The following is a 25296-nucleotide window of genomic DNA, read 5'->3' as shown; positions in this document are numbered from 1 at the left end:
ATGCGGGTATCGGCGGGGCTGACCGGCGCTGCCTTGGCCGCGGCGACAGGGGCCTGCGCGGTCCGCGCAGCCTTCATGATCGGCTCGCGGCGAAGGCCTGCCTCCTCCGGGTCCTCGTCCGGGTCCATCGGCGGCAGGTTGAAGACCGGATGTGGGTCATGGCCCTCGGCGGCCTGGGACCGTCCCCATTCGGGGCGCCCCCAATCGGGCAGGCGGGAGAAAAGGCCGGACAGGCGGCCGCCGACCCCCCCGAGGCCGAAGGCGAAATCGCGGCCTGAGCGCATGGAGAGCGAGGCGGTGCTGGCGGCGCCGGAGCGGGCACGGGACCCCACTTCCCGCCATTCCATGGCGGTCAGTCCGAGGCCGAAGGCGGCCAGCCCAAGCCCGGCCAACGTTTCCAGGACCCAGGTGATGGCGGCGCCGAGGGGGCCGAACAGGGCAAGGGTCGTATCAACCAGAACATGGCTGACGCCATAGCCGACCGCACCGCCCCAGCCAGCGGCGAGCCAGGAGGTGCTGCCACCCGGTACTGGCAGCCGGGCGAAGGTACCGGCGAGCAGCGGCATGGCGAGAAGGAAGGCCAGGATGCGGAAAGAGAGATGGGTGAATCGCCGCTGCTCCGCGATGCGCCAGCCCCAGATCAGCATGATCCAGACCGGCAGCGTGCCGACCACACCGAAGCCCTGCCAGGCGAGATCGGCGACGACGGCGCCCGCCGGACCTGCGAGGTTGCGAACCACGGTGCCGGCAGTATCGAAGGAGGCGTCGGCCGGATGGTACGAGGCGAGCGCCACGCCCAGCGCAATGCCGAAAAGGCCAAGGATGAGACCTGCAAGGGAGGCCAGCCTGCGGCGCACCAGCGCCAGCAGGTTGGGCGAAATCAGCCGTCGCGCTTCGGCAATTGCGGCCATCGGTATCCTCTCCGTCGATGCCGGTGGTCACCGGACGATCGCGAATCGACGCCGGACCAGATTAGCAGAGTGCAGCCGATGCCGCGGATTGTCTCCACTGCAGGCCGCAGAAACGGGGAAACTGCCCTGCCCTCCCCCGTTTCTCCGGGCATGAATCCGGTATCAGAAGATGCTGGCGATACCGTGGGCGACATTGCCGAAGAAGCCGCGCTTGCCCGGGGTGCCGGGGGCGGTCTGTTCAGCAACCTTGGTGGAAGAGGCCGCGCTGCCGTTGCTCACCGGCACGGTCGCGTTCACCAGCATCGGCTTGTAGACCGGGTGGTGGGGCGTCCCGCAGATATCGTAATTGACCGGCTGCAGCATCGGCTTGTCGTTCGCGAATTCCTGCAGCTGCTGCGGGGTCTTGAGCGCCAGGACCTGATCGAACAGCGCCACGTTCTGCTTGCAGAAAAGCGTGCCCTCGCGGATCGTCGCCTCGGACTGCACATTGGCGAGCTGCGTGATGTAGGAATCATGCTCGGTGCGCCAGCTACGGCCGTAGTGGTGCGAGAAGTAGCTGTTCAGCGCCGTATCCTCCTTCTGCAGGATGGGGCGGAACGTCATGACGAAGCTGTTGTAGCGGTCGCGCGTGTCGCAGGCGAGCGCCGTGACCATAAGCTGGCTCTTGAGGCCAGCCATGTTCATAGCCGTTCCCTCAGTCGGCTTGAGACAGGCCGCCGTGGCAACGCCAGGCGCGAAGAGGGCGGTAGCCATCAGGGAAGCGATCAAGCGTCGCATGGGGGTAACTCCGGGCCAAAGGAAGCAGTCTTTTCAAGATCGCAGGATCGACAAGACGTGTGAGGTAAAGCCTGTATTCCTCAGATTTGCAAATAAATTTCTGCGCCGCAGGCACTTCAGCGCATAGGTCTCCGGCGACGAAAATTGCGCATGCCAGCCCCGCCGAAGGGCTGGAAGGAACACAATAAACCGCCTATAGCCGAAGATGGCTTCCATTAACGCAGGGGTGTCGAACATTCCAGAGGATCTCTTTCTAAACTGCGATCCCGGCCCCTATGTGTGCGAACTTGCACCTGGCCGCCCCGGCGACAATGGCGCCGCCCAGATTGTCCGCGACCGGATCAGCGCCATCGGCCTCGAAGGCCTGCGCGCCCGGGCGCAGGCCGCCGAGAACGACCTCATGAGTCTCGGCGTCACCTTCACCGTCTATTCGGATGCAACCGCGATCGACCGCATCCTTCCCTTCGACTGCATCCCGCGGATCATCACGGCGGCCGAGTGGCGCAAGCTCGAAACAGGCGTGCAGCAGCGCGTCGCCGCGATCAACGCCTTCCTGCATGACATCTACCATGACCAGCGCATTCTGAAGGACGGCATCGTCCCGGCGGAACTGGTGCTCGGCAATGCCAACTATCGCCCCGAAATGGAAGGCTTCCCGGTCCGCTTCGGGACCTATGTTCACATTTGCGGGATCGACATCATCCGAGACCAGCACGGCGATTTCCGGGTGCTGGAGGATAACGCCCGGACCCCCTCCGGCGTTTCCTACGTGGTCGAGAACCGCCATCTCATGCGCCGTGCCTTCCCCGACCTCCTGGCCGGGATGAACCTGATGCCGGTGGATGATTATGGCCGCCGGCTGCGTGAGGCGCTGACCGAAATCGCCCCGGAGGGGGTGGAGGACCCGCAGGTCGTTCTGCTCTCGCCCGGCATTTTCAATTCCGCCTATTTCGAACACGTCTTCCTGGCGCGCGAGATGGGCGTGCCGCTGGTCGAGGGCGCGGACCTCATCGTCGAGGACGACCGCGTTTTCATGAAGACGACGGCCGGGCTGCGCGCCGTCCATTCAATTTACCGGCGCCTGGGCGACGACTTTCTCGATCCGACCGTCTTCCGGCCGGAGAGCCTGCTCGGTGTGCCCGGACTGATCCGCGCCTGGCGGAAAGGCAATGTGGCACTGGCCAATGCCGTCGGCACGGGCGTCGCGGACGACAAGGCGGTCTATGCCTATATGCCGCGGATCATCAAATACTACCTCGATCAGGATCCGATCCTCGCCAATGTGGACACGAATATCTGCCGCGAGGCGGCCGGCCTCGCCTATACGCTCGACAATCTGCACGAACTGGTGACCAAGCCCGTGGGCGAATCCGGCGGCTACGGCATCACCGTCGGGCCAAGGGCCACAGCGGATGAGTTGGCCGCCTGTCGCGCCACGATCAGCGCCAATCCGTCCAACTGGATCAGCCAGCCGGTGATCGGCCTCTCCGTCTGCCCGACGCTGACCGATACCGGCATTCGCCCCCGCCACCTGGACCTGAGGCCCTTCGCGGTCACCGGCCGCAGCACCTGGGTGTTGCCCGGCGGCCTTTCGCGCGTCGCTCTCAAGGAAGGCAGCCTCATCGTCAACTCCTCCCAGGGCGGCGGCTCCAAGGATACCTGGGTGCTGGCGGAAGAGACGCGGCGATGACGCAGACGACCCCGCTCCTCTCCCGCTATGCCGAAAGCCTGTTCTGGATGGCGCGCTATATGGAGCGCCTGGAGAATCTCGCCCGGCTGATCGACGTCACCCAGACTTATGAAAGTCCGGGGCTGGAGAGCGAGGCTTGGGATTCGCTCGTCCGCATCCATGCCGATGAGGAACACCTAACCCAGTCCCAGGGCATGGTCGATCCCGATGCGGTCAAGCGCTACTACATGCTGGATCGCAGCAATCCGAACTCCATCGTCAGCTCGATCGAGGCGGCGCGGATGAACGCCCGCACGCTGCGGCCGCTGATCAGCACCGAGATGTGGAAGCATCTGAACGACTTCCACCGCGATCTCCTGCGCCTCACGGAGCAGGACCTGGACGGAGACAAGCTCTCCCGCCTCTGCTCCCGCCTCAAGGAGACGGTGCAAGCCCATACCGGAATCACGGAGGGCACGCTGTTCCGCGACCAGGGCTGGCATTTCTACGAAATGGGCCGGCTCATCGAACGTGCCGACCAGACCACCCGCCTGCTCGACATCAAATTCCACCGCCTCACCCCCAAAGGGTCCGAGGAGCAGCGGCAGGAAGAGCGGACGCAATGGGGCGCCATGCTGCGCGCGGTGGCGGGCTATCACGCCTTCCGCCGAATAGCGCCGGTGGAATTCGCGCCGAAGGATGTCGTCGGCTTCATGCTGGCCGACCCCTGTTTCCCGCGCAGCATCCTGCTCTGCCTGAGCCAGACGGAATGGCATCTGACCCGGCTGCGCACGACCTACGGGCTGCGTGGCACCCGGGGCCCACTGGAGCAGATTGAGGATATGCGCGCGGCCCTGCTCGACCGATCTGCGGAACAGATCATATCAATCAGCCTGCATGATTTCTTGGACGGGATGCAGCGCGACCTGATTACTCTGGCGAGCGAGATCGGGGACGCCTTTTTTCGCGATTGGCGGCCGACGGCCTTGGCAAATCAGTCCCAAAGCCAGGTGACCGCTCAACCCTGACGGAGCGGCGGCGGTTTCCTGCTCCGCGTCGGGCGAAATACAGATCTACGGGAATCCTTGAGCCGAATGGAGAATAACTTTCTCCATTCGGCAAATACCTTGTCGCCTTCGAGAAAATCCTTTTTATGGCGCGCATGATTCCCGTCTCCCTCGATCCGCGGGCGTTGAACCTCGCCTTGGCTGGCCATGGCACGGCGGCACTGCGCCGTTGGCGCCTGCTCGCCGAGGGCGGAGCCGCGCGCGCCCTCTGCTTCGCCGATGAGCCGGATGCGGCGCTCGCCGGGGAAGCGGCAGAAGGCTACCGAGACGGCCTGCCGGAGGCCGAAACGCTGGCCGGGCTCGATGTGCTCTGGATCGTCGGCATGCCGGACGAGACGGCCGCCGCCCTTGCCGCCCGCGCCCGCGCGCACAAAGTGCTCGTCAATGTCGAGGACCGGCGCGATCAGTGCCTGTTTCACAATACCGCGGAGGTGCGGCGCGGCGACTTGCTCCTCACCGTCTCCACCAATGGCCGTAGCCCGGGGCTCGCCCAGCATATTCGCGCAACCCTCGCCCGGATCTTCGGTCCCGAATGGGGCGAGCGGCTGGAGACGCTGGGCCGCCAGCGCGAGGCGTGGCGCGCCGAGGGCGACCAACTTCCTGCACTCGCCGCCAAGACCGAAAATTTTCTGCAGCAGACTGGCTGGCTCGACGAAGTCCAGCCGCATCGAAAGTGACCGTCAACACCATGGCAAGCCTGCCCCTTCTGCCGAACTCGGCGCCATTCCGGCCCGAGGAGATCACCGCCCTCAACGGTGTCATCACGAAGTCCACGCCGGAGCAGCGCGCCTGGCTATCCGGCTTCCTGGCAGGCTTTCAGGCCGCCGCCGGGGGGACCCCCGCGGCCGCAGCCCCGCAGGCACCGACCAAGAAAGTACCGCTGCTGATCCTGTTCGCGACCGAGTCCGGCAATGCCGAAAGCCTCGCCGCCCAGACCCGCAAGGCGGCCCAGAAGCTGGGTTTCGCGGCCAAGGTGTCCGACGTCGCCGATATCTCGCTCGCCGATGCGGCGAAGGCGGAAAACCTCCTGATCATCGTCAGCACCTGGGGCGAGGGCGACCCGCCGCAGCGCGCGACCGACTTCTACAAGGGCCTGCTGGCCGAGGACGCGCCGCGCTTCGAAAAGACGCGCTTCAGCGTCCTCGCCCTCGGCGACCGCGCCTATGTCAATTTCTGCCAGACCGGCCATGAGATCGACGACCGGCTGGCCGCCCTCGGCGCCACGCGCTTCGCCCCGCTCGTCGAATGCGACGTCGATTTCGCGACGCCCGCCACGGCCTGGATCAAGTCAACGCTCGACACGCTGCAGAAGGAAACCGCGGACGACGAAGGTGCCGTCATCCACGTCGATTTCGCACGCGGACCGGCGGCCGAGCCGGCGGACGAGGATGCCGAGCCGCTCTATACCCGCAACACGCCCTTCGCGGCCGAGATCACCGAACTCGTCAACCTCAACGGCACCGGCTCCTCGGCCGAGACCTGGCATACCGAACTCTCGATCGAAGGATCGGGGCTGATCCATGCGCCGGGCGATGCGCTCGGCATCGTGCCGGTGAACGATCCCGCGCTCGTCGACGAAATCCTGAACATCACGGGTCTGACCGGCGATGCCCTGGTCCGCGAAGCCCTGTCCGAAGCACAGGACATCACGACGCTGACCCGCCCGCAGGTCGAGGCCTATGCCAAGCTGACCGATAGTGCGGAGCTCCGCGCGCTCGCGGCAGACGCGGATGCGCTGAAGAACTGGCTGCCCGGCCGGCAGGTGATCGACCTGCTGGAGGCAGCCCCCGCCAAGCTCGATGCCGCGACGCTGACCAGCCTGCTGCGCCCGTTGCCGGGCCGCCTCTATTCCATCGCCTCAAGCGCGAAGGCCGCCGAGGACGAGGTTCATCTGCTGATCTCGGCCGTGCGCTACGAAACCCATGGCCGCCGCCGCTCGGGCGTCGCCTCTGTCGACATCGCCGAGCGCCGCAAGAAGGGCGGGTCGCTGAAGGTCTATCTCAAGCCCAACCCGCATTTCCGCCTCCCGGCAGACCCGGACCGCGCGGTGATCATGATCGGGCCCGGCACGGGTGTGGCGCCCTTCCGCGCCTTCTGCCAGGAGCGCGAGGCGACCGGCGCTGGCGGCAAGAACTGGCTGTTCTTCGGCAACCGCCATTTCACCCATGACTTCCTGTACCAGCTCGAATGGCAGGACTGGAAGAAGAGCGGCCTGCTGACCCGGATCGACACCGCCTTTTCGCGGGACCAGCGTGAGAAGATCTATGTGCAGCATCGGATTTGGGAGCAGAGAAAGGACCTCTATTCCTGGATCGAGGACGGTGCCGCGATCTATGTCTGCGGTGACGCCAATGCCATGGCCAAAGACGTGAACCACGCGCTGATTCGCGTCATCGCCGACCAGGCCGGCATCGACGAGACCGCGGCTGCTGCGAAGCTCGATATCATCCGCCGCGATGGCCGCTATCTGCGCGACGTCTACTGAAAGCCAGAGACCATGTCCGACGAAACCGAGAAGAAGCCGCTCTCCCGCAACGAGAGCATCAAATCCGCCAGCCGTGGCCTGCGTGGCGGCATCGCCGAAGGCCTGACCGATATCATCACCGGTCAGCTGGACGAGGACGATACCCAGCTGACCAAGTTTCACGGCATCTATCAGCAGGATGACCGCGATACCCGCGCCGAGCGGGGCCGCAAGAAGATGGAGAAGGCCTTCAGCTTCATGGCGCGCGTGCGCGTGCCCGGCGGGCAGATGACACCCGCGCAGTGGCTGGCGCTGGACGATATCGCCGACGAGCGCGCCAACGGCACGCTGCGGGTCACGACGCGCCAGGCGATTCAATTCCACGGCATCATCAAAAGCAACCTGCGGCCTGCCATCAACAGCATCAACAAGGCACTGCTTGATACGCTGGCCGCCTGCGGCGACGTCAACCGCAACGTCATGTGCGCGGTCAACCCTTATGAAAGCCAGATCCACGCAGAGGCACTGAAGCTTTCGCAGGACATCAGCGACCATCTCTCACCACGCACCACGGCCTATCATGAGATCTGGATCGACGGTGAGAAGGTCGTCGACACATCGCGCGAAGCCGGGGAAGAGGACGAGCCGATCTACGGCAAAACGTATCTGCCGCGGAAATTCAAGATCACCGTCGCCGTGCCGCCGCAAAACGATGTCGACGTCTACGCGCATGACCTTTCCTTCGTGGCCGCGCTGAAGGACGGCCGCATCGTGGGCTGGGACGTGCTGGTCGGCGGCGGCATGGGCATGACCCATGGCGAGACCGATACCTTCCCGCGCACAGCGGACGTCTTGGGCTTCTGCACGCCCGAGCAGGCCGTGGATGTGGCCGAGAAGGTCGTCATCGTGCAGCGCGATTTCGGCGACCGGTCGGTGCGTAAGCATGCGCGCCTGAAATATACGATCGAACGCCGCGGGATCGACTGGTTCCGTGACGAGGTGGAGACGCGCCTCGGCTACAAGCTCGGCCCCGTGCATGTGCCGGAATTCAAGAGCCGCGGCGATCGCTACGGCTGGGTCCAGGGCGATAACGGCCTCTGGCACGTCACGCTGTTCCTGGAGAGCGGGCGGGTAAAAGACTGGCCGGAGAAGAAGTTGCAGACCGGCATGCGCGAAATCGCACGCATGCTGGAGGGTGGCGTCATCATCCTGACGCCGAACCAGAACCTCACCATCGCCAATATTTCGGCCGCACAGAAGCCGGCGGTCGAAGCGCTGCTTGCCGAGCATAACATGGCGATCACCGCCGACACCGGGCTGCGGCGCAACTCCATGGCCTGCGTCGCTTTGCCGACCTGCGGCCTGGCACTCGCCGAAAGCGAGCGCTACATGCCGGACCTTCTGACGGCATTGGAGGGCGAACTGGCCTTGTCCGGCCTGACGGAAGACGAAATCGTCATCCGCATGACGGGCTGCCCGAATGGCTGCGCGCGGCCGTACCTCGCCGAAATCGCCTTCGTCGGCCGAGGCCCCGGCACCTACAACCTCTATCTCGGCGGTAGCCTGGAGGGTGAGCGTCTCAACAAGCTCTACCGCCAGGATGTCGGCGAGGCGGCGATCCTGGCCGAGCTTGGCCCGCTGCTTCGGGAATATGCGACCGAGCGGCAGACGGGTGAGAGCTTCGGGGACTTCGTGATCCGCCGCGGCCATATCGCGGCGACAACGGCGGGAAATAATTTCCACGAAAATCTTCGTCTCGGCTGACAGGGCTTCCGTTTTTCGGAAGATACCCTAACTTTTGAAAAGGCCGCCCGGATCATCGGGCGGCCTTTTCTCTGTCCGCCGGGAGCCTCTATGCATTGGATGATCTGGCTCGTCGTCGTCCTTGCGACCGCTGGCGTCATCACCCGCCCCTGGCGGCTTCCGGAAGCGATCTGGGCGGTGCTCGGCGCGCTCATCCTCACGCTGTCCGGCCTCATTCCCTGGCATGATGCGATCTCCGCCGTAGGGCGCGGCACGGATGTCTATCTCTTCCTCATCGGCATGATGCTGCTCTCCGAAGTCGCGCGGCGGGAGGCGCTGTTCGACTGGCTGGCCGTTTTCGCGGTGCGCCACGCCCGGGGCTCGTCCCGCCGGCTTTTCCTGCTCATCTACGGCGTCGGCACCCTGGTCACGGCCTTCCTGTCGAACGACGCGACAGCGGTGGTGATGACGCCCGCTGTCTTCGCCGCCGCCCGCCATGCGAAGGCCGAACCACTGCCCTATCTCTTTGTCTGTGCCTTCATCGCCAATGCTGCCAGTTTTCTTCTCCCCATCTCCAACCCCGCCAACCTCGTGCTCTACGGCAACCACGTGCCCCCGCTCTTCACCTGGCTTGGGCATTTTTTTCTGCCCTCTCTCGGCGCCGTGGGAGCGACGCTGGCCGCGCTGCTGCTGCTGGAGAGGAAGCATCTGAAGGCCACGGTCGATTCGACCATTCCCCAGCCCGGCCTGCCGCCGGGGGGAGCCACCGCCGCCATCGGCATCGCGGCCACGGCTGCCCTGCTCCTCGCGGTCTCGGCGGCCGATGTTCCACTCGGCGCGCCGACCGCCGCTGCCGGCTGCCTGACCGCGGGCATTGTCCTCTGGCGGAAGCGGGAAGCCCCGTGGGAGACGCTGCGCGGCGTCTCCTGGTCCGTCTTGCCGCTGGTCGCCGGGCTATTCGTCCTTGTGGAGGGGCTGCGACAAACCGGCGCGCTCGCCCGTCTCGCCGTCCTGCTGCAGCATCTCGCGGCGCAGTCCGTCGCAGCGACGGCCTGGGGTAGCGGGGCGGCGCTCGCCTTCCTCTGCAACCTCACCAACAACCTGCCGGCCGGTCTGGTCGCGAGCGGCACCGTGGCAGCCGATCATCTTCCGCAGCAGGTGACGGACGCGCTTCTCGTCGGCGTCGATCTCGGCCCCAACCTTTCCATCACGGGGTCCCTGGCGACAATCCTCTGGCTCGCCGCCATCCGACGGGAGGGTGAGGACGTGACCTTCAAGACCTTCCTCGCGCGTGGCGCCATCGTCATGCCGCCGGCGCTTATCCTGGCATTGGCCGGCCTGCTCTGGCGCTAACGGCTCGGTCGCCCTGCCGGCCTCTTGGCCGGCTTGCGGCGTCCTCCGACCCCCGAGGGTTTGAGGCTCTAAGCTTTGATCTTCGCGAGCTTTGCCGCGGCTAGCGTGTTGCGCAGCAGACAGGCGATGGTCATGGGACCGACACCGCCCGGCACCGGCGTGATACGACCGGCCACGTCCGCAGCCTCGGCGAAAGCCACGTCACCGACCAGCTTCGTCTTGCCCGCATCGCCCGGCACGCGATTGATGCCAACGTCGATCACGGTCGCGCCAGGCTTGACCCAGCTGCCGCGCACCATCTCTGGCCGGCCGACGGCGGCGACCAGAATATCCGCCTCGCGGCAGACAGCTTCGAGATCCCTGGTGCGGGAATGGGCGATCGTTACCGTGCAGCTTTCGGCGAGCAGCAGGGCCGCCATCGGCTTGCCGACGATATTGGAGCGGCCGAGCACGACCGCGCGAAGCCCCGAGAGATCGCCCAGTTCATGCTTCAGCATGAGCAGGCAACCGAGCGGCGTGCAGGGCACAAGGCCTGGCAGACCCGTCGCCAGACGACCGGCATTGAGGACATGGAACCCGTCCACGTCCTTGTCGGGCGAAATCGCGTCCAGAACCCGCGCGCTGTCGATATGTTTCGGCAAGGGCAGCTGGACGAGAATGCCGTCCACCCGCGGATCGTCGTTCAGCTCGGCGATCAGGCTGAGGAGAGCGGCCTCAGAAGTGCCGACGTCCAGCCGGTATTCGAAGGATTCCATGCCGGATTCCTTCGTGGTGCGAGCCTTGTTGCGGACATAGACCTGGCTTGCCGGGTCTTCCCCCACCAGCACCACTGCCAAGCCCGGCACCCGGCCGCGCGCGGCCCTGATCGCAGAAACCTCTGCCGTCACCTCCGCCAGAATCCCGGCGGCGAAAACCCGTCCGTCAATAATCTTGGCAGCCATGAAACCCTATTCCGTGAAGACGACGGTCTTGCCGCCATTGAGGAGGACCCGCCCATCCAGATGGTAGCGGACGGCCCGCGCCAAGACCCGGCGCTCGATATCCCGGCCCTTGCGCACCAGATCCTCCGGCGTGTCGCCGTGGCTGATCCGCTCGACATCCTGCTCGATGATCGGTCCTTCGTCGAGATCGCTCGTGACGTAATGGGCGGTGGCGCCGATCAGCTTCACGCCGCGCTCATGGGCCTGATGATAGGGTTTCGCGCCTTTGAAACCGGGCAGGAAGGAGTGGTGGATATTGATGCAGCGGCCGCTGAGCTTGGCCGTCAGCCCATCCGAGAGCACCTGCATGTAACGGGCGAGGACAACGAGATCAGTCTTGGTCTCGCGCACCAGTTCCCAGAGCTCAGCCTCCCGTTCCATCTTGGTCTGCTTGGTGATCGGCAGGTGGTGGAAGCGGATGCCGGCGAAATCGACGCCCTCGTAGGTCTCACGCGGATGGTTCGCGACGATCGCGGTGATCTCCATCGGCAGCTCCCCGTTCCGCCAGCGATAGAGCAGGTCGACCATGCAGTGATCGAATTTGGAAACCAGGATCATGACCCGGCGACGTTCCAGCCGGTCGCGCAGCGCCCAGTCCATGCCGAAGCGCTCGGCGATCGGCTTGAACTCGTCTCGGACAGGTTCCCCCATGTTCTCGGCCGTGAAGACGACGCGCATGAAGAAGCGCCCGGTCTGGGTGTCGTCGAACTGCTGGGCCTCGAGAATGTTGCCGCCCGATTCAAAGAGGAAAGTCGTGACAGCCGCGACGATGCCCGGGCGGTCGGGACAAGCGAGGGTCAGGACATATTGCGGCTGAAGGGTGGACGGCGGGGCCATGGACAGGGTCTTTCAGGTCAAGACAGAGCCGATGAAGGGGTCCTCAGGATGCGCTGCCAGACCGGGCAGACGGGTGGACGCATGCGACCTGCGCCTTGGCTGTTTGCGCCCGGATCTTAGTCCTTGGACAGCGGCTCGGACGCAGCCGCGAGGATCGCGAGTGGATCGATCGTATGCCGATGGCGCGCCTTCGCCTGGAGATAGGCACGGTTCGCATCCGTGACATAGACGCCGGTGCGCCGCACCTCCGCCACATCAATGCCGGCGGCCTGAAGCTGGGTCACCTTGTCCGGATTATTGGTGAGCAGGCGGATGCGGTTCACGCCGAGCGCCTGCAGCATGCGTGCGCCAATGGTGTAGTTGCGCGCATCCTCCGGCAGGTTCAGCCAGCGGTTGGCCTCGTAGGTGTCGATCCCCTGGTCCTGGAGCCGGTAGGCGTCGAGCTTGGCGTAAAGGCCGATACCCCGCCCTTCCTGGCGCAGATAGAGAAGAATCCCGCCCTCCTCGGACAGAAGACCGATCGCCTCATGCAGTTGCTCGCCGCAATCGCAGCGGGCGGAGGAAAAGATATCCCCGGTGAGACATTCGGAATGGAGGCGCACCAGCGGTGCCTTGGCGGGGTCGGGATGGCGTCCGCCGAAGCGGATTGCGACATGCTCGAGCCCATCCAGCCCGTCGAAACCAACAAATTCGGCCTGCACGCCGCCGGGTCCGATCGGGATCATGACGGGATTGCGCGGCCGGCACTCCGCCGCGGATGTGTCCGGCCGGGGAATGGGCTTGAGGTGGGTCATGCGGAGGGTCCAGACGACACGGCAGGCGGGCTTTCAGGGATTATTTCACCCGGGGCTATTTCACGCCCCAAAACCGGGGATCGGATTTCGTACGTCTCCAACACGTCATCTTCATACTCCTGCCGGGCCAAAAGTCGCAGGCGAATTGCGTCTGCCAGCCTTTCGATGCCGAGCCCTTGAAGGGCCTGCAGTCCGGAATCGCCGAGCAGGATGGGCGCGCGGTGCCAGGCGATTCGATCCACCAGTCCGGCGCGCAACAGCGCGCCCGCGAGCTTCGCGCCCCCTTCATTCAGGATGGAGGTGAGGCCTTCGGTCTTCAGCGCGGCAAGCGCCTTCCCGAGGTCGAGCCCGCCCGAGGCCGCGCGCGGCACGGTGAGAATGGCAACGCCCATCGCCCGGAGCGCGGCCGCGCGGGCCGCATCGGCCTCAGGGGCGGCGAGCAGGATGAGCGAATGGGCCGCGGCATGCCGCACGATCTGGCTCGTCAGCGGCGTGCGCAGGGCGGCATCCGCCACCACCCGCCAGCGTGGCCGGTCGCCGAGGCCAGGAAGTCCGCAGCGAAGCCCGGGATCATCCGCCAGCACCGTGCCGATGCCGACCATGACAGCGTCATGCTCTGCCCGCATGCGCTGCACTACGGTGCGGGCACCGGGCCCGGTGATCCAGCGGCTCTCCCCGCTACGGGTGGCAATGCAACCGTCCAGACTGACGCCGAGTTTTACCGTCACCCAGGGCAGCCCCTGCCGTTGCGCCTTGAGGAATCCGCGGAGAATCTCCGCAGCATCCCGCTCCATGAGGCCGGTATCGACCGCTATGCCCGCCGCGCGGAGCATGGCGATGCCGCGCCCCTGCACGCGCGGATCCGGATCGTGTGCGAAGGCGACGACCACACGGGCGACCCCTGCCGCGATCAGCGCTTCCGCGCAGGGCGGCGTGCGGCCATGATGGGAACAGGGTTCGAGGGTGACATAGGCGGTGGCACCGCGCGCCGCGGCGCCGGCCGCCGCCAACGCCATAACTTCCGCATGCGGACGCCCGCCGGGCTGGGTCGCACCCCGGCTGATCATTGCCTCACCCTGCGCGATGACGCAGCCGACGGCCGGATTGGGTGCGGTGGTGCCCAGCGCACCCCGCGCCACGGTGAGAGCCGCGAGCATCATCCGCCGGTCAAGGGCGCTCCAGCCGGTCATGCCGTGGGGCGCTCCCTGCCCGGAAAGGGCAGAACCTGGAAGGCCCAGCCGATACCGAAGCCGAGGTAGCCGCCGGCGATGATGTCCGCGAGGAAATGGTAATTGCCGCCCAGCAAGCCCACCGCCGTCATCAGGATGAGCAGCGCCCAGAGCCAGCGCAGCTCCGGCGCGCGCCACCAGAGCACGCCCGCGACTGCGCCGATCGCGGCGGTATGGCCGGAGGGAAAAGAGGCCCATCCGTCGCCGCCATGCATCGGAAAGAAACCGTAGACACCGTCATGGATCAGGGACGGGTTCTTGTTCGTCCAGGTCTCGGGCCAGACACGGCCGAAGAGGTATTTCAGCTCGTTCTTGAAGGCGATCGCAATCGTGACCGCCAGGGCGCAGATGATGCCCGTCCAGCCGCGCCGATCCGGGCGCCAGCCCATGCCGCCCGCAATGGTCGCGACGGCAAGCGCGGGTGGGGCGAGGCTCAGCGCCAATTGCGCGGGGCCGATGAGGGGCACGAAGAACAGGCTGCGGTGGAACAGCCGGTGCATGAGGAAGGCCACCGGCCGGTCGAGAAAGAAATAGGAGAACAAAACCAGCAACAGGCACGACAAAATGGCCGGCAACGGGCGCCGTCGCAGAAGCGACCGCCGCACAGCCGAAGCAGCGACCTGGCTCACCCTCGGTTGCGCAGCAGCCGCGCCTTGTCCCGCTGCCAGTCGCGCTGCGCGACAGCCGCCCGCTTGTCGGCCTTCTGCTTGCCCTCGCCGACGCCGAGCAGGACCTTGGCGCGCCCGCGATCGTTGAAATGGATCTGCAGCGGCACCAGCGTGACACCGTTGCGAGCGATGGCGCCGGCCAGCTGATCGATCTGCTTGTGCTTCAGCAGCAACTTGCGCGGGGCGCGCGGCTCAAACCGCGACAGCACGCCCGCCTGATATTCCGGGATATAGGCGTTGAAGAGCCACATCTCGCCGTCGCGCTCGCCCGCCCAGGCCTCCGTCAGCGTCGCGCGGCCATGGCGGAGGGATTTGACCTCAGCCCCCTTGAGCACGATCCCGGCCTCGACCGTTTCCTTGATCGCATAGTCGAAGCGCGCGCGGCGGTTCTGCGAGGCGATACCGTGCGAAATGAGCCCGGATTTCGACTTGGTTTTGTTTTCAGCCATCGTCAGTTCATGAGACCGACCTCGACCATCGCAGCCTTCACCTGAGCGCGGGTCGGGTCGGACAGAGGGGCGAGCGGCAGGCGGCAATCGGGGGTGCCGAAGCCGAGCAGGTGCGCGGCATATTTGACCGGGCCGGGATTGGTCTCGGCGAACATCGAATCATGCAGCGGCACAAGACGGTGCTGGATCGCCATGGCGCGGGCAATGTCGCCCTCCTGCCAGGCGGTGTGCATCTCGGCGATGAGACGCGGGGCGATATTGCCGGAAACGGAAATGCAGCCGACCCCGCCCGAGACGAGATGGGCGAGCGCGGTGTGATCCTCGCCCGACAGCTGGCAGAAATCCGGCCCGATGGCCCGCCGTGTGTGCTGAGGCCGGGTCAGATTGGCGGTCGCGTCCTTCACGCCCACGATATTGGGATGTTTCGCGAGCCGCGCCATGGTCTCGACGCTCATGTCCACCACGCTGCGGCCCGGGATATTGTAGATCACGACCGGAATATCGGCCTGCTCGGCGATGGTCTTGAAGTGGAGGTAAAGGCCTTCCTGGGTTGGCTTGTTGTAATAGGGGGTCACCACCAGAACGGCATCCGCACCGGCCTTCTTCGCATGCTGCGCCAGGCTTACCGCTTCCGCCGTGCTGTTCGAACCGGCCCCCGCGATGACCGGCACGCGGCCGCCGGCGACCGCGATGGTGATCTCCACCACACGGCGATGCTCGGCATGCGAAAGGGTAGGCGATTCGCCCGTGGTGCCCACGGGAACCAAGCCATGCGTGCCCTCACCGATCTGCCATTCGACGAAGCGCTCGAGCGTTTTCTCGTCGACCGCGCCATCAGCATGCATCGGCGTAATGAGGGCAACGAGAGAGCCCTTGAACATGGTGCGATCCTCGACTGAGCACGGCGCGGCGGCGGTGGGTTTGAGCGGAGGAAGGTAGGGCTCGCGCCCTTCCGTCGCAAGCCGCGGCATGATCTGCCGGGGCATGCACGGAGAACAGATGGACAAGCGGGGCGTGGAAATCCCATTCCCGCCTTTGCGTCCCGGCTCCGCTTTGGCAATGATGGGCCGGCATGATGAGGTTCAGCAGACCGTGATCCGACGTCTCCTCGCTTTGGGCTGCGTGAGCCTGCTCGCCTTGCACGCCACTGCCACCCGCGCACAATCCTCCTCTCCGGTGCAGACGCCCATGGATGCCGCCGCGACCCATGACTGGGCGACGGCCGAGGCCCTGGCCGCGCGTTATGCCGATCCGGTGGCCGGCAAGCTCGTCACCTATTACCGCCTGCTGACGCGCAGCCAGGCGACGGCTGCCGAAATCTCAGCCTTCATGCAGCAGAATCCGGACTGGCCGCAGCAATCCCTGCTGGAAAGCCGCTGGGAGGAGGCGCTGGCCGAGGAGCCCGATCAGGCGACCGCGCTGGCGCAATGTCAGATCCGCTGGCCGTCGGACGTGAAGACGTTGCTGCGCTGCGCCGCCGTCTTCCAGACCGCCAACGATACCAAGGATGAGACGGAGGCGGCACGCCGCGCCTGGACTGGAACCGGCATCACCGACCCGTCCGACGTCTCGGCCTTCCTCGCGCAATATGGCGGCCTTTTGCAGCCGGGCGACGAATGGGCCCGCTTCACGGCTCTCGCCCGCGCCGAATCGCCCGCCGCCGCGGCCGAACTCGCGCGCCTTCCGGCCGACCACCAGCAGGCGGCGACCGCCTGGCTCGCGCTCGAGACGGAGCAGCCCAATGCACAGGCGCTGCTGGCCGCCCTGCCGCCCGCCGACCAACAGGACCCCGGCATCTTCCTCTCGGGCGCCCGCTATCTCCGCCACCAGCTGACCGACCAGGACGCGCTCGCCTATTGGCTGAGCAAGGGCGATGCAGCGATGCGAGCGGGCCTGCCCGTGCAGCAGCATGCACTGTGGCACGAGGCGACCTACCTCGCCCGCGCGCTGATCACCGATGGCGATCCGCAGGATGCCTACAAGCTCGTAAACCTTCTGCACCCGCAGGCGGATGGCGACCAGGCAGATCGCGAGTTCCTGGGCGGTTTCATCGCCCTTCGTCTGCTGCACAAGCCCGGCCAGGCCGAGCCGCATTTTCGCGCCCTCGCCGGGCTCTCCTCGGCTGTCATCACCCAGTCTCGCGCGCATTACTGGCTCGGCCGCAGCCTGGCCGCCGACGGCCGCACCATGCAGGCGACGGCGGAATACAAGATCGCTGCCTCTTTCCCGACGACCTTCTATGGCCAGCTCGCGGCCCTGGCGCTCGGCGACAGCCCGGCCGCCCTCAATGCCCGTATCATGGCGACGCCGGCCCCGGCCTGGAGCACGACGGATGCGCTGGATTTCGCGGGACGGGAGGTCGCGCGCGCGGCCGCCATGCTGGTCGCGTGGAACCAGCCGCGTCGCGCCTATGGTTTCCTGCTCGATATCGGGCTGATCGCGCCGGATCCCGCGGATTACGCTATGGCCGCGCAGCTCGGCCTCGGCTTCGGCGTGCCGCAGGCGGCGGTGGGCCTTGCCCGGATGGCCGGGCTGCACGGCACCATGCTGCTGAAGGCGGGCTGGCCCATGCCCTTCCAGCCGCCGGTGGACGCCGGAGTGGAGCCCGCCGTCTCTCTCGGCCTCATCCGCCAGGAAAGCAGTTTCGATGTCGCAGCCGTCAGCCCGGCGGGCGCGCTCGGCCTCATGCAGCTCATGCCGACGACGGCGCAGCTGCAGGCGAAGAAGCAGGGTGTCGCCCTCGCTTCGCAATGGTCGCTGACCAGCCAACCGGACGTGAACATGACCCTCGGCACCGGCTATTTCGCCGGGGTCCTCGCGCATTTCGACGGCTGCCTGCCGCTGGCCATCGCCGCCTACAATGCCGGGCCACGACGTGTCGACCAGTGGCTGGCGCAGAATGGCGACTTCCGGACGCCAGGCGGCCCGGATGTGCTGGACTGGCTGGAGCTGATCCCCTTCAACGAGACACGGAACTACGTGCAGCGTGTGGTGGAGGGCATTGCCATCTACCGGGCCGAGGAAGGCGTGACCCAGCCCTATCCGCTGCAGCCGTGGCTGCATTGAAGCCACTGACCTTCCCGCGCCTGCTGGCGAGCGGGGGCACCGTCGGCTTCTTTCCCTGGGCGCCCGGCACCGCAGGCTCGCTTCTCGCGCTCGTTTTGGGCGCGGGGCTGCTGGCCTGGGGCGGACATCTGGTTCTGCTGGTGGCCGCGCTTCTCGCCTGGGGCGTGGGGCTCTGGGCGATCCGCGCTGCCGAAGCGCGCGACGACCCGGGCTGGGTCGTGATCGACGAAGTGGCAGGCCAGTGGCTGACACTGCTGGGCCTTCTGCACCTCACCTGGATCGGTGCCGCCGTGGCTTTCGCGCTATTTCGGTTGCTCGACATCACCAAGCCCGGCCCCATCGGTTGGGCGGACCGCATGAACAGCCCCGGCGGCATCATGCTGGATGACGTGATCGCCGGGGTGATCGGGGCGGTGCTCATCCGGCTGGTGCTGCTCTGGCACCCTGGCCTTTTCGGGTAGGAGGCGCGCGATGTTCCCTCAGGATCTTTTGGTCGAAGCCGAAGCCTTGCTGGCGGCCAGCCGCGCGCGCGGCTGGCACATCGCCACGGCCGAAAGCTGCACCGGCGGCCTGATCGCCGGACTGTTGACGGCGATCGGTGGCTCATCGGACGTCGTGGATGGCGGTGCGGTGACCTATTCCAACGCCGCGAAAAGCCGGATGCTGGGTGTGCCGCCAGCGATGATTGCGGAGCATGGCGCGGTGAGCGAGGAAGTCGCGCGCGCCATGGCGGAAGGCGCGCAAAGAACGGCAGGCGTGGAGCTTGCCATCGCGGTGACCGGCATTGCCGGGCCCGGCGGCGGAACGGAGACGAAGCCCGTCGGTCTCGTCTGGTTCGGTCTCGCATCGCCGTCCGGGGTCATCGCCGAATCCCGGGTTTTCCCGGGGGACCGCACGGCGGTGCGGATGGCGACGGTGCGTTACGCGCTGGGCCTTCTGGCCCAGGCCCTCGATACCGGGCGGCGCTTCGCCTGAACGACGGGCGCTTAAACGCGGCCGGCTCTCTAGGCGTCCCGCATGAGATAGACGTCGGCCTGGGCGATGAGGTGCTTGGCGCGGTCCATGAACCCTGTTAGCGCCGGCGCTGCGTTATGCGCGTCGAGGGCGGCCTGGTCCTGCCACTTCTCGATGACGACGAGCGTGTCGGCGCCGAACTTCACGGGCGATGTGCTCAGGTCGATGACCGGCTGATATTCGAGGCAGCCGGGCTCCTGACGCACGTCCTCGACGATCGCTTGGAGCGCTGCGAGCAAAGAGGCCCGATGGCCGATCTTGGCGGTCAAAACGGCGATAACGTGGATCATGGTCTGTCCTCTCGGCTGGCCGCCGCAGACGAACCCAAAACCGCGCGCGAAGCAAGGGTGCGAGGGGCGGCGGCGGCTATTCCCGCCCGTCCAGGCTGAGCAGGCTGCGGTAGAGATCGGGCCGGCGGTCACGGAACAAACCCCAGCCAGAGCGTTGGATGTGCCAGGTCTCGAGATCAAGCTTGGCAAGAATCACGGCCTCGCTCGCGTCGTCGGCCTCGGCCAGGATTTCGCCCCAAGGGCCCGCCACGAAGGAGCCGCCGCAGAAGCTGCGCGAGGTGCCCTCCCGCCCCTCTTCGAGACCGATGCGATTGGCGGCGACGACGGGCATCATATTCGCGGCCGCCTGGCCTTGCAGCACCCGCCGCCAATGGGCCAGGCGATCCGGCACGCTTTCGGGCGCCGTCGCGCTCATCGCGGTCGGGTAGAGCAGGATTTCCGCCCCCTTCAAGGCCATGGCGCGGGCGCTTTCAGGAAACCACTGGTCCCAGCCGATGCCGACGCCGATGCGCCCGACCGCCGTATCCCAGGCCTGGAAGCCAGTGTCGCCAGGCGAGAAATAGAATTTGCCGGCATAGCCCGGCCCATCGGGGATATGACTCTCGCGATAGATGCCGAGCATGGCGCCATCGGCGTCGATCACCGTCACCGAATTGTAGAACGTGGGGCCGGAGCGTTCAAAGAAACTCACTGGCAACACGACCCCCAGTTCCCGCGCGAGATCGGCAAAGCGCAGCAACACGGGATGGCTTTGGAAGGGCCTCGCCAGATCGAAGAAGCTGGCCAACTGGTCCTGACAGAAATGAGGCGTCGCGAATAGTTCGCCCATCAAAACGACCTGAGCGCCCTGCCCCGCCGCCTGCCTGACCAGCCGCTCGGCCCGGTCAAGATTGGCCGGCAGATCCCAGGTCGACGCCATCTGCGTTGCCGCGACCGTGACTTCCCTCACCCGCCGCCTCCATCGTGTTGCGATCGAGATAATCTAGCAGAGCACGACGATAGGGACGGAGGCTTTTGTAGCGCTCCATCTCCGCTGGCAGCGCACGGACGGCAGCGGCAAGGCGCGCCGCCTCCCCCGGCACGGCGACGACCTCAGCCAGCGGCGTCACATGGGTGCCGATGCCGAAGGCAATCACACGGCTTTCGGGCAGCAGGCGGAACGTCTGCCGTTCGACCCGCAGCCACAGCGTCTCCCCCGCGTTCTCGGCGGTGATGGAGGGATCATGATCCGTCATGCCATGGCCGGTCGGCTGGTAGAGTGCGGGGTCTTCGTGGATGGACCAGTTGTGGCGCGTGGCGAGGCGCCCTTCCTTCAGCGCGCCAAGAAAACGGTCCACTGGCCGGCCCAGCGTCTCGCCGTAACCCGGCACGAATTGGTGGATCGTCTGCATCGGCCGGCCGATTTTCTCCGCGAGCCGCCAGCGGCTGGGAAAGCAGAGGATGGCGGCGATCAGCACGGGGCCTTCCGGGCCCGGCCGCATGAGACAGAAATCTTCCACAGCCCAGGGCGCGATCTCGCCCAGCGGATGCCCATCCGCAGGCTGGGATGGCCGCTGCCAGCCGGGCCTGTGTTGGGCCAGCCACGCGGCGAGCACATCTCGCATCTCAGTGCAGGCGAGCTCCGACCCCGGGGTATCGGCCAGCACGGCCGACCGCTTTTCGCGGAGAAGGCGCTGCCGCTCCGCGATCTGAAGGGGTGCGCGGGAATCCCATTCCAGCCATTGCGGCTCCTGGATCGCCGCAAGGCCCATCACCATCCGGTGCGGCCCGTCCTCATAGGGAAGATGCAGCGCGGGCGGCGGCAGGGCCTGATCAGGCATGTCCGGCGGATCCTTGGAGCGGGAAGTGGCAGGCGACCGAGCGGTTATGGCCGAGCGGCATGAGGCGCGGCACCTCGACCCGGCAGCGCTCCTGCGCGATCGGGCAGCGCGTATGGAAGCGGCAGCCCGGCGGCGGGTTGGTGGGGCTCGGCGGTTCGCCCTTGAGGATCGTGCGCGCCTTTATCCGGCCCGAAGCATCGGCCTCCGGCACGGCGGAAATGAGCGCCGCCGTGTACGGATGTGCCGGCCGGTGCAGCACCTCGTCGGTCTCGCCCAGTTCGACGATGCTGCCGAGATACATCACCGCCGTGCGCGTGGCGATTTGCCGGACGACCGAGAGATCATGCGCGATGAAGACATAGGTGAGGCCGAGTTTCTCCTGCAGATCCATAAAGAGGTTCACGATCTGCGCCTGCACCGACACATCGAGTGCCGAGACCGGCTCATCCGCCACGATCAGGCTGGGGGAGAGGGCGATGGCCCGCGCGATGCCGATGCGCTGACGCTGGCCGCCGGAGAATTCATGCGGAAAGCGCGAGAGGAAATCAGGCGAGAGGTTCACCAGTTCCATGAGTTCGCGCAGGCGCGCCTGAACGTCCCGCTCCGAATGTCGGCCGTGGACGCGCAGAGGCTCGGCGATGAGATCCCGTACCCGCCGGCGCGGGTTAAGCGAGGAATAGGGATCCTGGAAAACCATCTGCATGTCGGCACGCAGCGGGCGTAACTCCCGCTGGCTGAGATGCGAGATATCGCGGTCCTTGAAGGTGATGCGCCCGTCGTCGATGTCGTAGAGGCGCAGCAGGCAGCGGCCGAGGGTGGATTTGCCGCAGCCGGATTCGCCGACCAGGCCAAGGATCTCCCCGGTCTGCACTTCGACAGAGACATCCTTAAGCGCCTGCAGATGCTGGATGCCGCCAGCGCGAAAACGGCTGCCAAGCCTGAAGGTCTTGGACAGGCCCGCCGCTTGCAGCATGGATTTGGGCTTGGTCATCTGCTCGCTCATGCGGCGTCTCCCGCGGCACGGATGGCCCGCTCACGCGCCCAGTCCGGCGCACCCTTTTCGGCCAGCCAGCAGGAGGCTTCCTGGGTACCGTTGTGGAACAGCGGCGGTCTCGTGGCACAGATATCCATCCGGAAATCGCAGCGCGGCTGGAAGGCGCAGCCGGCAGGGCGGCCCATGGGCGCGGGCGGACTGCCAGGGATCGACGGCAGCCGGTGCGGCCGCACCCCATGCATGGGTGGGATGGAATGGAGCAGGCCAAGCGTATAGGGGTGCTGCGGGCCCCCGAGCACGGCGGGCTTCGGTCCACGCTCGGCGATGATGCCGGCATACATGACCATCACCCGGTCCGACACGGTCGCGACCACGCCCATGTCGTGGGTGATGAAGATGACCGAGGAGCCGAAATCCGCACGCAGCCGCTGGATGAGTTCCAGGATCTGCGCCTGCACGGTGACGTCCAGCGCGGTCGTCGGCTCATCCGCGATGAGCAAAGACGGATTGCAGGACAGCGCCATGGCGATCATGGCGCGTTGGCGAAGCCCACCCGAAAGCTGATGCGGATAGCGCCCGGCGACCTTTGCGGGGGACGGCACGCCCATCTCGCCCAGAAGCTCCACCGCCCGCGCCCGGGCGGCACGGCGGCTGAGCTTCTGATGCGCACGCAACTGCTCTTCGATCTGCCAGCCGATGGTATAGACCGGCGTCATCGCGGTCATCGGGTCCTGGAAGATCATGGCGATGTCGCTGCCCCGCAGGCTGCGCATTTCCCGCTCGCTCGCCTGCAAAAGGTCCCGCCCCTTGTAGCGGATGGAGCCGGTGATGACGGCATTGGGATCGGTGATGAGCCGCATGACGGCGAGCGAGGTCATGCTCTTGCCGGAGCCGGACTCGCCGACGATCGCAAGAATCTCGCGCTCCCTCACCGTAAAGGAAACGTTCTCCAGAATGCGGATGAGGCCGCCCTCGGAACGGAAGGAGACGCAGAGATCCTGCACGTCCAGCAGGGTCTTCGCCGTGGTCTGTGTCTGGTCAGCGGGCATCACGCACTCTCGGATCGAGCCAGGCATAGGCGATGTCGACCAGCGCATTGGCGACAACGACAAAGAAGGAGGAATACATGACCGTTGCCATGATGAAGGGCAGGTCAAGGCTCTGTAGCGCCAGATAGGTCAGCCGACCCACGCCAGGGAGGTTGAACACCACCTCCGTCAGCAGCGCGCCACCGCCGACCAGCGCACCGAAATCGAGCCCGAACATCGAGACGAAGGTGATCAGCGAGGTGCGCAGCGCGTGACGGAACATGATCCGCGCTTCCGAGAGGCCCTTGGCCCGCGCGGTGCGGATGAAATCCTCCTGATAGGCTTCGACCAGATTGGCGCGGAGCACGCGGCCATAGAGGCCGATATAGAGGATGGCGAGGGTGATCCAGGGGATGACCAGCCCCTTGAACCAGAGCAGCGGATGCTGGGTCAAAGGCGTGTAGCCGAGACCCGGTACCCAGTGGAACAGCCAGGTATTGTGCCAGCGGGACTGGGTGAGGAGGTTGGCGACGGATCCCACCCAGAAGACCGGCATGGAAATGCCCACGAGCCCTGCGAACATCAGGGCCCGGTCGATGATGGTGCCGCGCGTGGCCGCAGCCGTGACACCGACCCAGATGCCGAAGACCACCCAGATGACGGCCGCACCCAGCACGAGAGAGAGGGTGACGGGGGCTGCTTCCACCACCGCCGGGATCACCTTTTCGCCGCGATTGACGAAGGAGGTGAGATCGCGGCTCACGAAGAGCTTCTCCATCACCTTCACATATTGCACGGGCAATGGCTGATCGAAGCCGAAGGAGTGGCGGACCTGGGCCAGCACCTGGGGTGTCGCGTTGCGGCCGGCGATGCGGGCGGCGGGGTCGGCACCCGGGGTCGCGAAGAAAATAAGGAAGACGACGACGCTGATGCCGAACATGACGAACAGCATTTCGCCGAGACGGCGGATGACGGGAAAGAACATGGCGCCCTAACCCTTCTTCACGCGCAGCTTGGCGCGCGGATCGAAGGCATCGCGCACGCCATCACCCAGGAAGTTCAGCGCGAGCACGGTGATGATGATGGCAAGCCCCGGCGCGATCGCCACCATGGGCTGGGTATAGAGCAGATCCTCGCCATCCTGGATGATCGTGCCCCAGCTGGCGAAAGGCGGCTGCACGCCGATCGACAGGAAGGACAGCGCCGATTCCGTCAGCATGTTGAGCGCCATCATGAGCGGCGCGAAAACGATCAGCGTCGTCGTCACGTTGGGCAAGATGTCCCGGAACAGAACGCGGGGCGCCGGCACGCCGAGGCAGCGGGCGGCGAGCACGAAATCGCTGCGCGTCAGCGACATGACCTGGCCGCGGATCGGCCGCGCGACATAAGGCACATAGACGATGCCGATGATCAGGATCGGGAGCAACAGGCTGTTGGACGGGATATTGAACGGCCCGATCTGCAAGCCCTTGCTGATCAGCACGATCGAAAGCGAAATCGCGAGAAGATAGATCGGAAAGGCCCAAAGCACATCGAGCAGCCGCGCGAGAACGGTATCCGTCCAGCCGCCGATGAAACCCGCGACCGTCCCGACGAGGGCCGCGAGCACCAGCGTCACGATGGTCGCGAAGAAGGAGATGACCAGAGAATTTTGGCCGCCATAGAGCATGCGGGCGGCGACGTCGCGGCCCTGATTGTCCGCACCCAGGAAATACTGGCCGTGCCAGGTGGGCCCGATTGGTGTGACGCCGAGGCCGAGACCGGCGCTGTCCGCCTGCATGATATCGACGTCCTGGCCGCCGAGCGTAATCGTCCCGTCGAGATTGGACTGGAAGGGATTGGTCTGGGACACGTGCTGCGCATAAAGCGGCGCGGCGCAGCAGGCGACGATGATGATCAGGAGGACGATGACGGCGCCCATGGCGGTACGGTCCTGGCGAAGCTTGCGCAAGCCGGCCGCCCAGGGGCCTTCCGCCTTCTGTGGCACACTGGCCGGCGCTTGGCCGTCGACGGCGGAATCAGACATGGTGCATGGCCTCCCAAAGCGGGCGGACGGTCGAGACTAACATGGAATGGGGCCTCATGAGGCTGGCCGAAGCCGGCAGGGCGGCTGGCGCCGCCCTGCCCTTCGTCTTGCATCCGA

At 66.1% G+C, this 25296-nt stretch carries 25 protein-coding genes; 9 read left to right on the top strand and 16 right to left on the bottom strand.

Annotated features, from left to right (window positions below; translation table 11 throughout):
* Both VL752_RS04580 and VL752_RS04575 read right to left on the bottom strand, forming a co-directional pair.
* The coding region (locus VL752_RS04580; RefSeq protein ID WP_325352628.1) for a DNA translocase FtsK 4TM domain-containing protein at window positions 1-911 on the bottom strand (911 nt) is incomplete at its 3' end.
* 162 nt (window positions 912-1073) lie between these two features.
* Window positions 1074-1688, bottom strand: coding sequence for a hypothetical protein (locus VL752_RS04575; RefSeq protein WP_325352626.1), 615 nt, complete (start codon window positions 1686-1688; stop codon window positions 1074-1076).
* A gap of 205 nt (window positions 1689-1893) precedes the next feature.
* Here VL752_RS04575 and VL752_RS04570 point away from each other — a divergent pair, with 205 nt between their 5' ends.
* From VL752_RS04570 to VL752_RS04545, 6 genes are all read left to right on the top strand, one after another.
* The gene (locus VL752_RS04570; protein WP_325352624.1) at window positions 1894-3378 is read left to right on the top strand and encodes a circularly permuted type 2 ATP-grasp protein; all 1485 of its coding nucleotides are present in this window, start codon (window positions 1894-1896) and stop codon (window positions 3376-3378) included.
* Window positions 3375-4385 carry an alpha-E domain-containing protein gene (locus VL752_RS04565; RefSeq protein WP_325352622.1) on the top strand — a complete coding sequence of 337 codons (1011 nt, stop codon included), beginning with the start codon at window positions 3375-3377 and terminating at the stop codon, window positions 4383-4385. Before VL752_RS04570 ends, VL752_RS04565 begins: the two co-directional genes overlap by 4 nt.
* A 125-nt stretch (window positions 4386-4510) precedes the next feature.
* Window positions 4511-5101: a precorrin-2 dehydrogenase/sirohydrochlorin ferrochelatase family protein gene (locus VL752_RS04560; protein ID WP_325352620.1), complete on the top strand. Its 591-nt coding sequence runs from the start codon at window positions 4511-4513 to the stop codon at window positions 5099-5101.
* Complete coding sequence (locus VL752_RS04555; protein WP_325352618.1) at window positions 5098-6909, top strand: diflavin oxidoreductase; 1812 nt, start codon at window positions 5098-5100, stop codon at window positions 6907-6909. The genes VL752_RS04560 and VL752_RS04555 overlap by 4 nt, the downstream gene beginning before the upstream one ends.
* Before the next feature lie 12 nt (window positions 6910-6921).
* Complete coding sequence (locus tag VL752_RS04550) at window positions 6922-8652, top strand: NADPH-dependent assimilatory sulfite reductase hemoprotein subunit (RefSeq protein ID WP_325352616.1); 1731 nt, start codon at window positions 6922-6924, stop codon at window positions 8650-8652.
* A 90-nt stretch (window positions 8653-8742) separates the two neighbouring features.
* Window positions 8743-9984 (top strand): arsenic transporter, encoded by a 1242-nt coding sequence (locus VL752_RS04545; protein ID WP_325352614.1) that lies wholly within the window; start codon window positions 8743-8745, stop codon window positions 9982-9984.
* 68 nt (window positions 9985-10052) lie between these two features.
* On the opposite strand, the gene folD is transcribed toward VL752_RS04545, so the two are convergent.
* The 7 genes from folD to dapA all read right to left on the bottom strand — a co-directional run bounded on the left by folD (window position 10053) and on the right by dapA (window position 15822).
* The gene (gene folD / locus VL752_RS04540; RefSeq protein WP_325352612.1) at window positions 10053-10925 is read right to left on the bottom strand and encodes a bifunctional methylenetetrahydrofolate dehydrogenase/methenyltetrahydrofolate cyclohydrolase FolD; all 873 of its coding nucleotides are present in this window, start codon (window positions 10923-10925) and stop codon (window positions 10053-10055) included.
* Between the two features lie 6 nt (window positions 10926-10931).
* Window positions 10932-11801, bottom strand: a complete 870-nt coding sequence (purU, locus tag VL752_RS04535) for a formyltetrahydrofolate deformylase (protein WP_325352610.1) — start codon at window positions 11799-11801, stop codon at window positions 10932-10934.
* A 116-nt stretch (window positions 11802-11917) separates the two neighbouring features.
* Entirely contained in the window at window positions 11918-12595 is a 678-nt protein-coding gene (locus VL752_RS04530; RefSeq protein WP_325352608.1) for a GTP cyclohydrolase II, read from the bottom strand.
* The gene (ribD, locus tag VL752_RS04525) at window positions 12592-13785 is read right to left on the bottom strand and encodes a bifunctional diaminohydroxyphosphoribosylaminopyrimidine deaminase/5-amino-6-(5-phosphoribosylamino)uracil reductase RibD (RefSeq protein WP_325352605.1); all 1194 of its coding nucleotides are present in this window, start codon (window positions 13783-13785) and stop codon (window positions 12592-12594) included. The genes VL752_RS04530 and ribD overlap by 4 nt, the downstream gene beginning before the upstream one ends.
* Window positions 13782-14399: a phosphatase PAP2 family protein gene (locus VL752_RS04520; RefSeq protein ID WP_325352603.1), complete on the bottom strand. Its 618-nt coding sequence runs from the start codon at window positions 14397-14399 to the stop codon at window positions 13782-13784. The genes ribD and VL752_RS04520 overlap by 4 nt, the downstream gene beginning before the upstream one ends.
* Before the next feature lie 50 nt (window positions 14400-14449).
* The gene (smpB, locus tag VL752_RS04515; protein WP_325352600.1) at window positions 14450-14941 is read right to left on the bottom strand and encodes an SsrA-binding protein SmpB; all 492 of its coding nucleotides are present in this window, start codon (window positions 14939-14941) and stop codon (window positions 14450-14452) included.
* 2 nt (window positions 14942-14943) lie between these two features.
* A complete protein-coding gene (dapA, locus tag VL752_RS04510) occupies window positions 14944-15822 on the bottom strand; it encodes a 4-hydroxy-tetrahydrodipicolinate synthase (RefSeq protein ID WP_325352598.1) in 879 nt (292 codons plus the stop codon).
* A 118-nt stretch (window positions 15823-15940) separates the two neighbouring features.
* Here dapA and VL752_RS04505 point away from each other — a divergent pair, with 118 nt between their 5' ends.
* Genes VL752_RS04505 through VL752_RS04495 form a run of 3 tightly spaced genes read left to right on the top strand, consistent with a single transcriptional unit; the run spans window position 15941 to window position 18982 of the window.
* On the top strand, window positions 15941-18007 hold the full coding sequence (locus tag VL752_RS04505) for a lytic transglycosylase domain-containing protein (protein WP_325352596.1): 2067 nt from the start codon (window positions 15941-15943) through the stop codon (window positions 18005-18007).
* A complete protein-coding gene (locus VL752_RS04500) occupies window positions 17995-18468 on the top strand; it encodes a phosphatidylglycerophosphatase A family protein (RefSeq protein WP_325352595.1) in 474 nt (157 codons plus the stop codon). Before VL752_RS04505 ends, VL752_RS04500 begins: the two co-directional genes overlap by 13 nt.
* Window positions 18469-18478: 10 nt before the next feature.
* Window positions 18479-18982: a CinA family protein gene (locus tag VL752_RS04495; RefSeq protein ID WP_325352593.1), complete on the top strand. Its 504-nt coding sequence runs from the start codon at window positions 18479-18481 to the stop codon at window positions 18980-18982.
* A 29-nt stretch (window positions 18983-19011) separates the two neighbouring features.
* Here the strand turns inward: VL752_RS04495 and VL752_RS04490 are convergent, their stop codons facing one another.
* The 7 genes from VL752_RS04490 to VL752_RS04460 all read right to left on the bottom strand — a co-directional run bounded on the left by VL752_RS04490 (window position 19012) and on the right by VL752_RS04460 (window position 25179).
* The gene (locus tag VL752_RS04490) at window positions 19012-19311 is read right to left on the bottom strand and encodes a putative quinol monooxygenase (protein WP_325352591.1); all 300 of its coding nucleotides are present in this window, start codon (window positions 19309-19311) and stop codon (window positions 19012-19014) included.
* A 76-nt stretch (window positions 19312-19387) separates the two neighbouring features.
* Entirely contained in the window at window positions 19388-20230 is an 843-nt protein-coding gene (locus tag VL752_RS04485) for a nitrilase-related carbon-nitrogen hydrolase (RefSeq protein WP_325352589.1), read from the bottom strand.
* A complete protein-coding gene (locus tag VL752_RS04480; protein ID WP_325352587.1) occupies window positions 20196-21131 on the bottom strand; it encodes a heme-dependent oxidative N-demethylase family protein in 936 nt (311 codons plus the stop codon). The genes VL752_RS04485 and VL752_RS04480 overlap by 35 nt, the downstream gene beginning before the upstream one ends.
* Window positions 21124-22134 (bottom strand): ABC transporter ATP-binding protein, encoded by a 1011-nt coding sequence (locus VL752_RS04475; RefSeq protein ID WP_325352585.1) that lies wholly within the window; start codon window positions 22132-22134, stop codon window positions 21124-21126. Before VL752_RS04475 ends, VL752_RS04480 begins: the two co-directional genes overlap by 8 nt.
* Window positions 22131-23174: an ABC transporter ATP-binding protein gene (locus VL752_RS04470; protein ID WP_325352583.1), complete on the bottom strand. Its 1044-nt coding sequence runs from the start codon at window positions 23172-23174 to the stop codon at window positions 22131-22133. Before VL752_RS04470 ends, VL752_RS04475 begins: the two co-directional genes overlap by 4 nt.
* Window positions 23164-24138 carry an ABC transporter permease gene (locus VL752_RS04465; RefSeq protein WP_325352581.1) on the bottom strand — a complete coding sequence of 325 codons (975 nt, stop codon included), beginning with the start codon at window positions 24136-24138 and terminating at the stop codon, window positions 23164-23166. Before VL752_RS04465 ends, VL752_RS04470 begins: the two co-directional genes overlap by 11 nt.
* Window positions 24139-24144: 6 nt before the next feature.
* Complete coding sequence (locus tag VL752_RS04460) at window positions 24145-25179, bottom strand: ABC transporter permease (protein ID WP_325352579.1); 1035 nt, start codon at window positions 25177-25179, stop codon at window positions 24145-24147.
* Between the last annotated feature and the right edge of the window lie 117 nt (window positions 25180-25296).

This window comes from Acidisoma sp. (genome assembly GCF_035492295.1).
Lineage (GTDB): Bacteria > Pseudomonadota > Alphaproteobacteria > Acetobacterales > Acetobacteraceae > Acidisoma.
The sequence above is the reverse complement of the archived record's forward strand: the minus strand, read 5'-3'. Positions and strand labels throughout refer to the sequence as shown.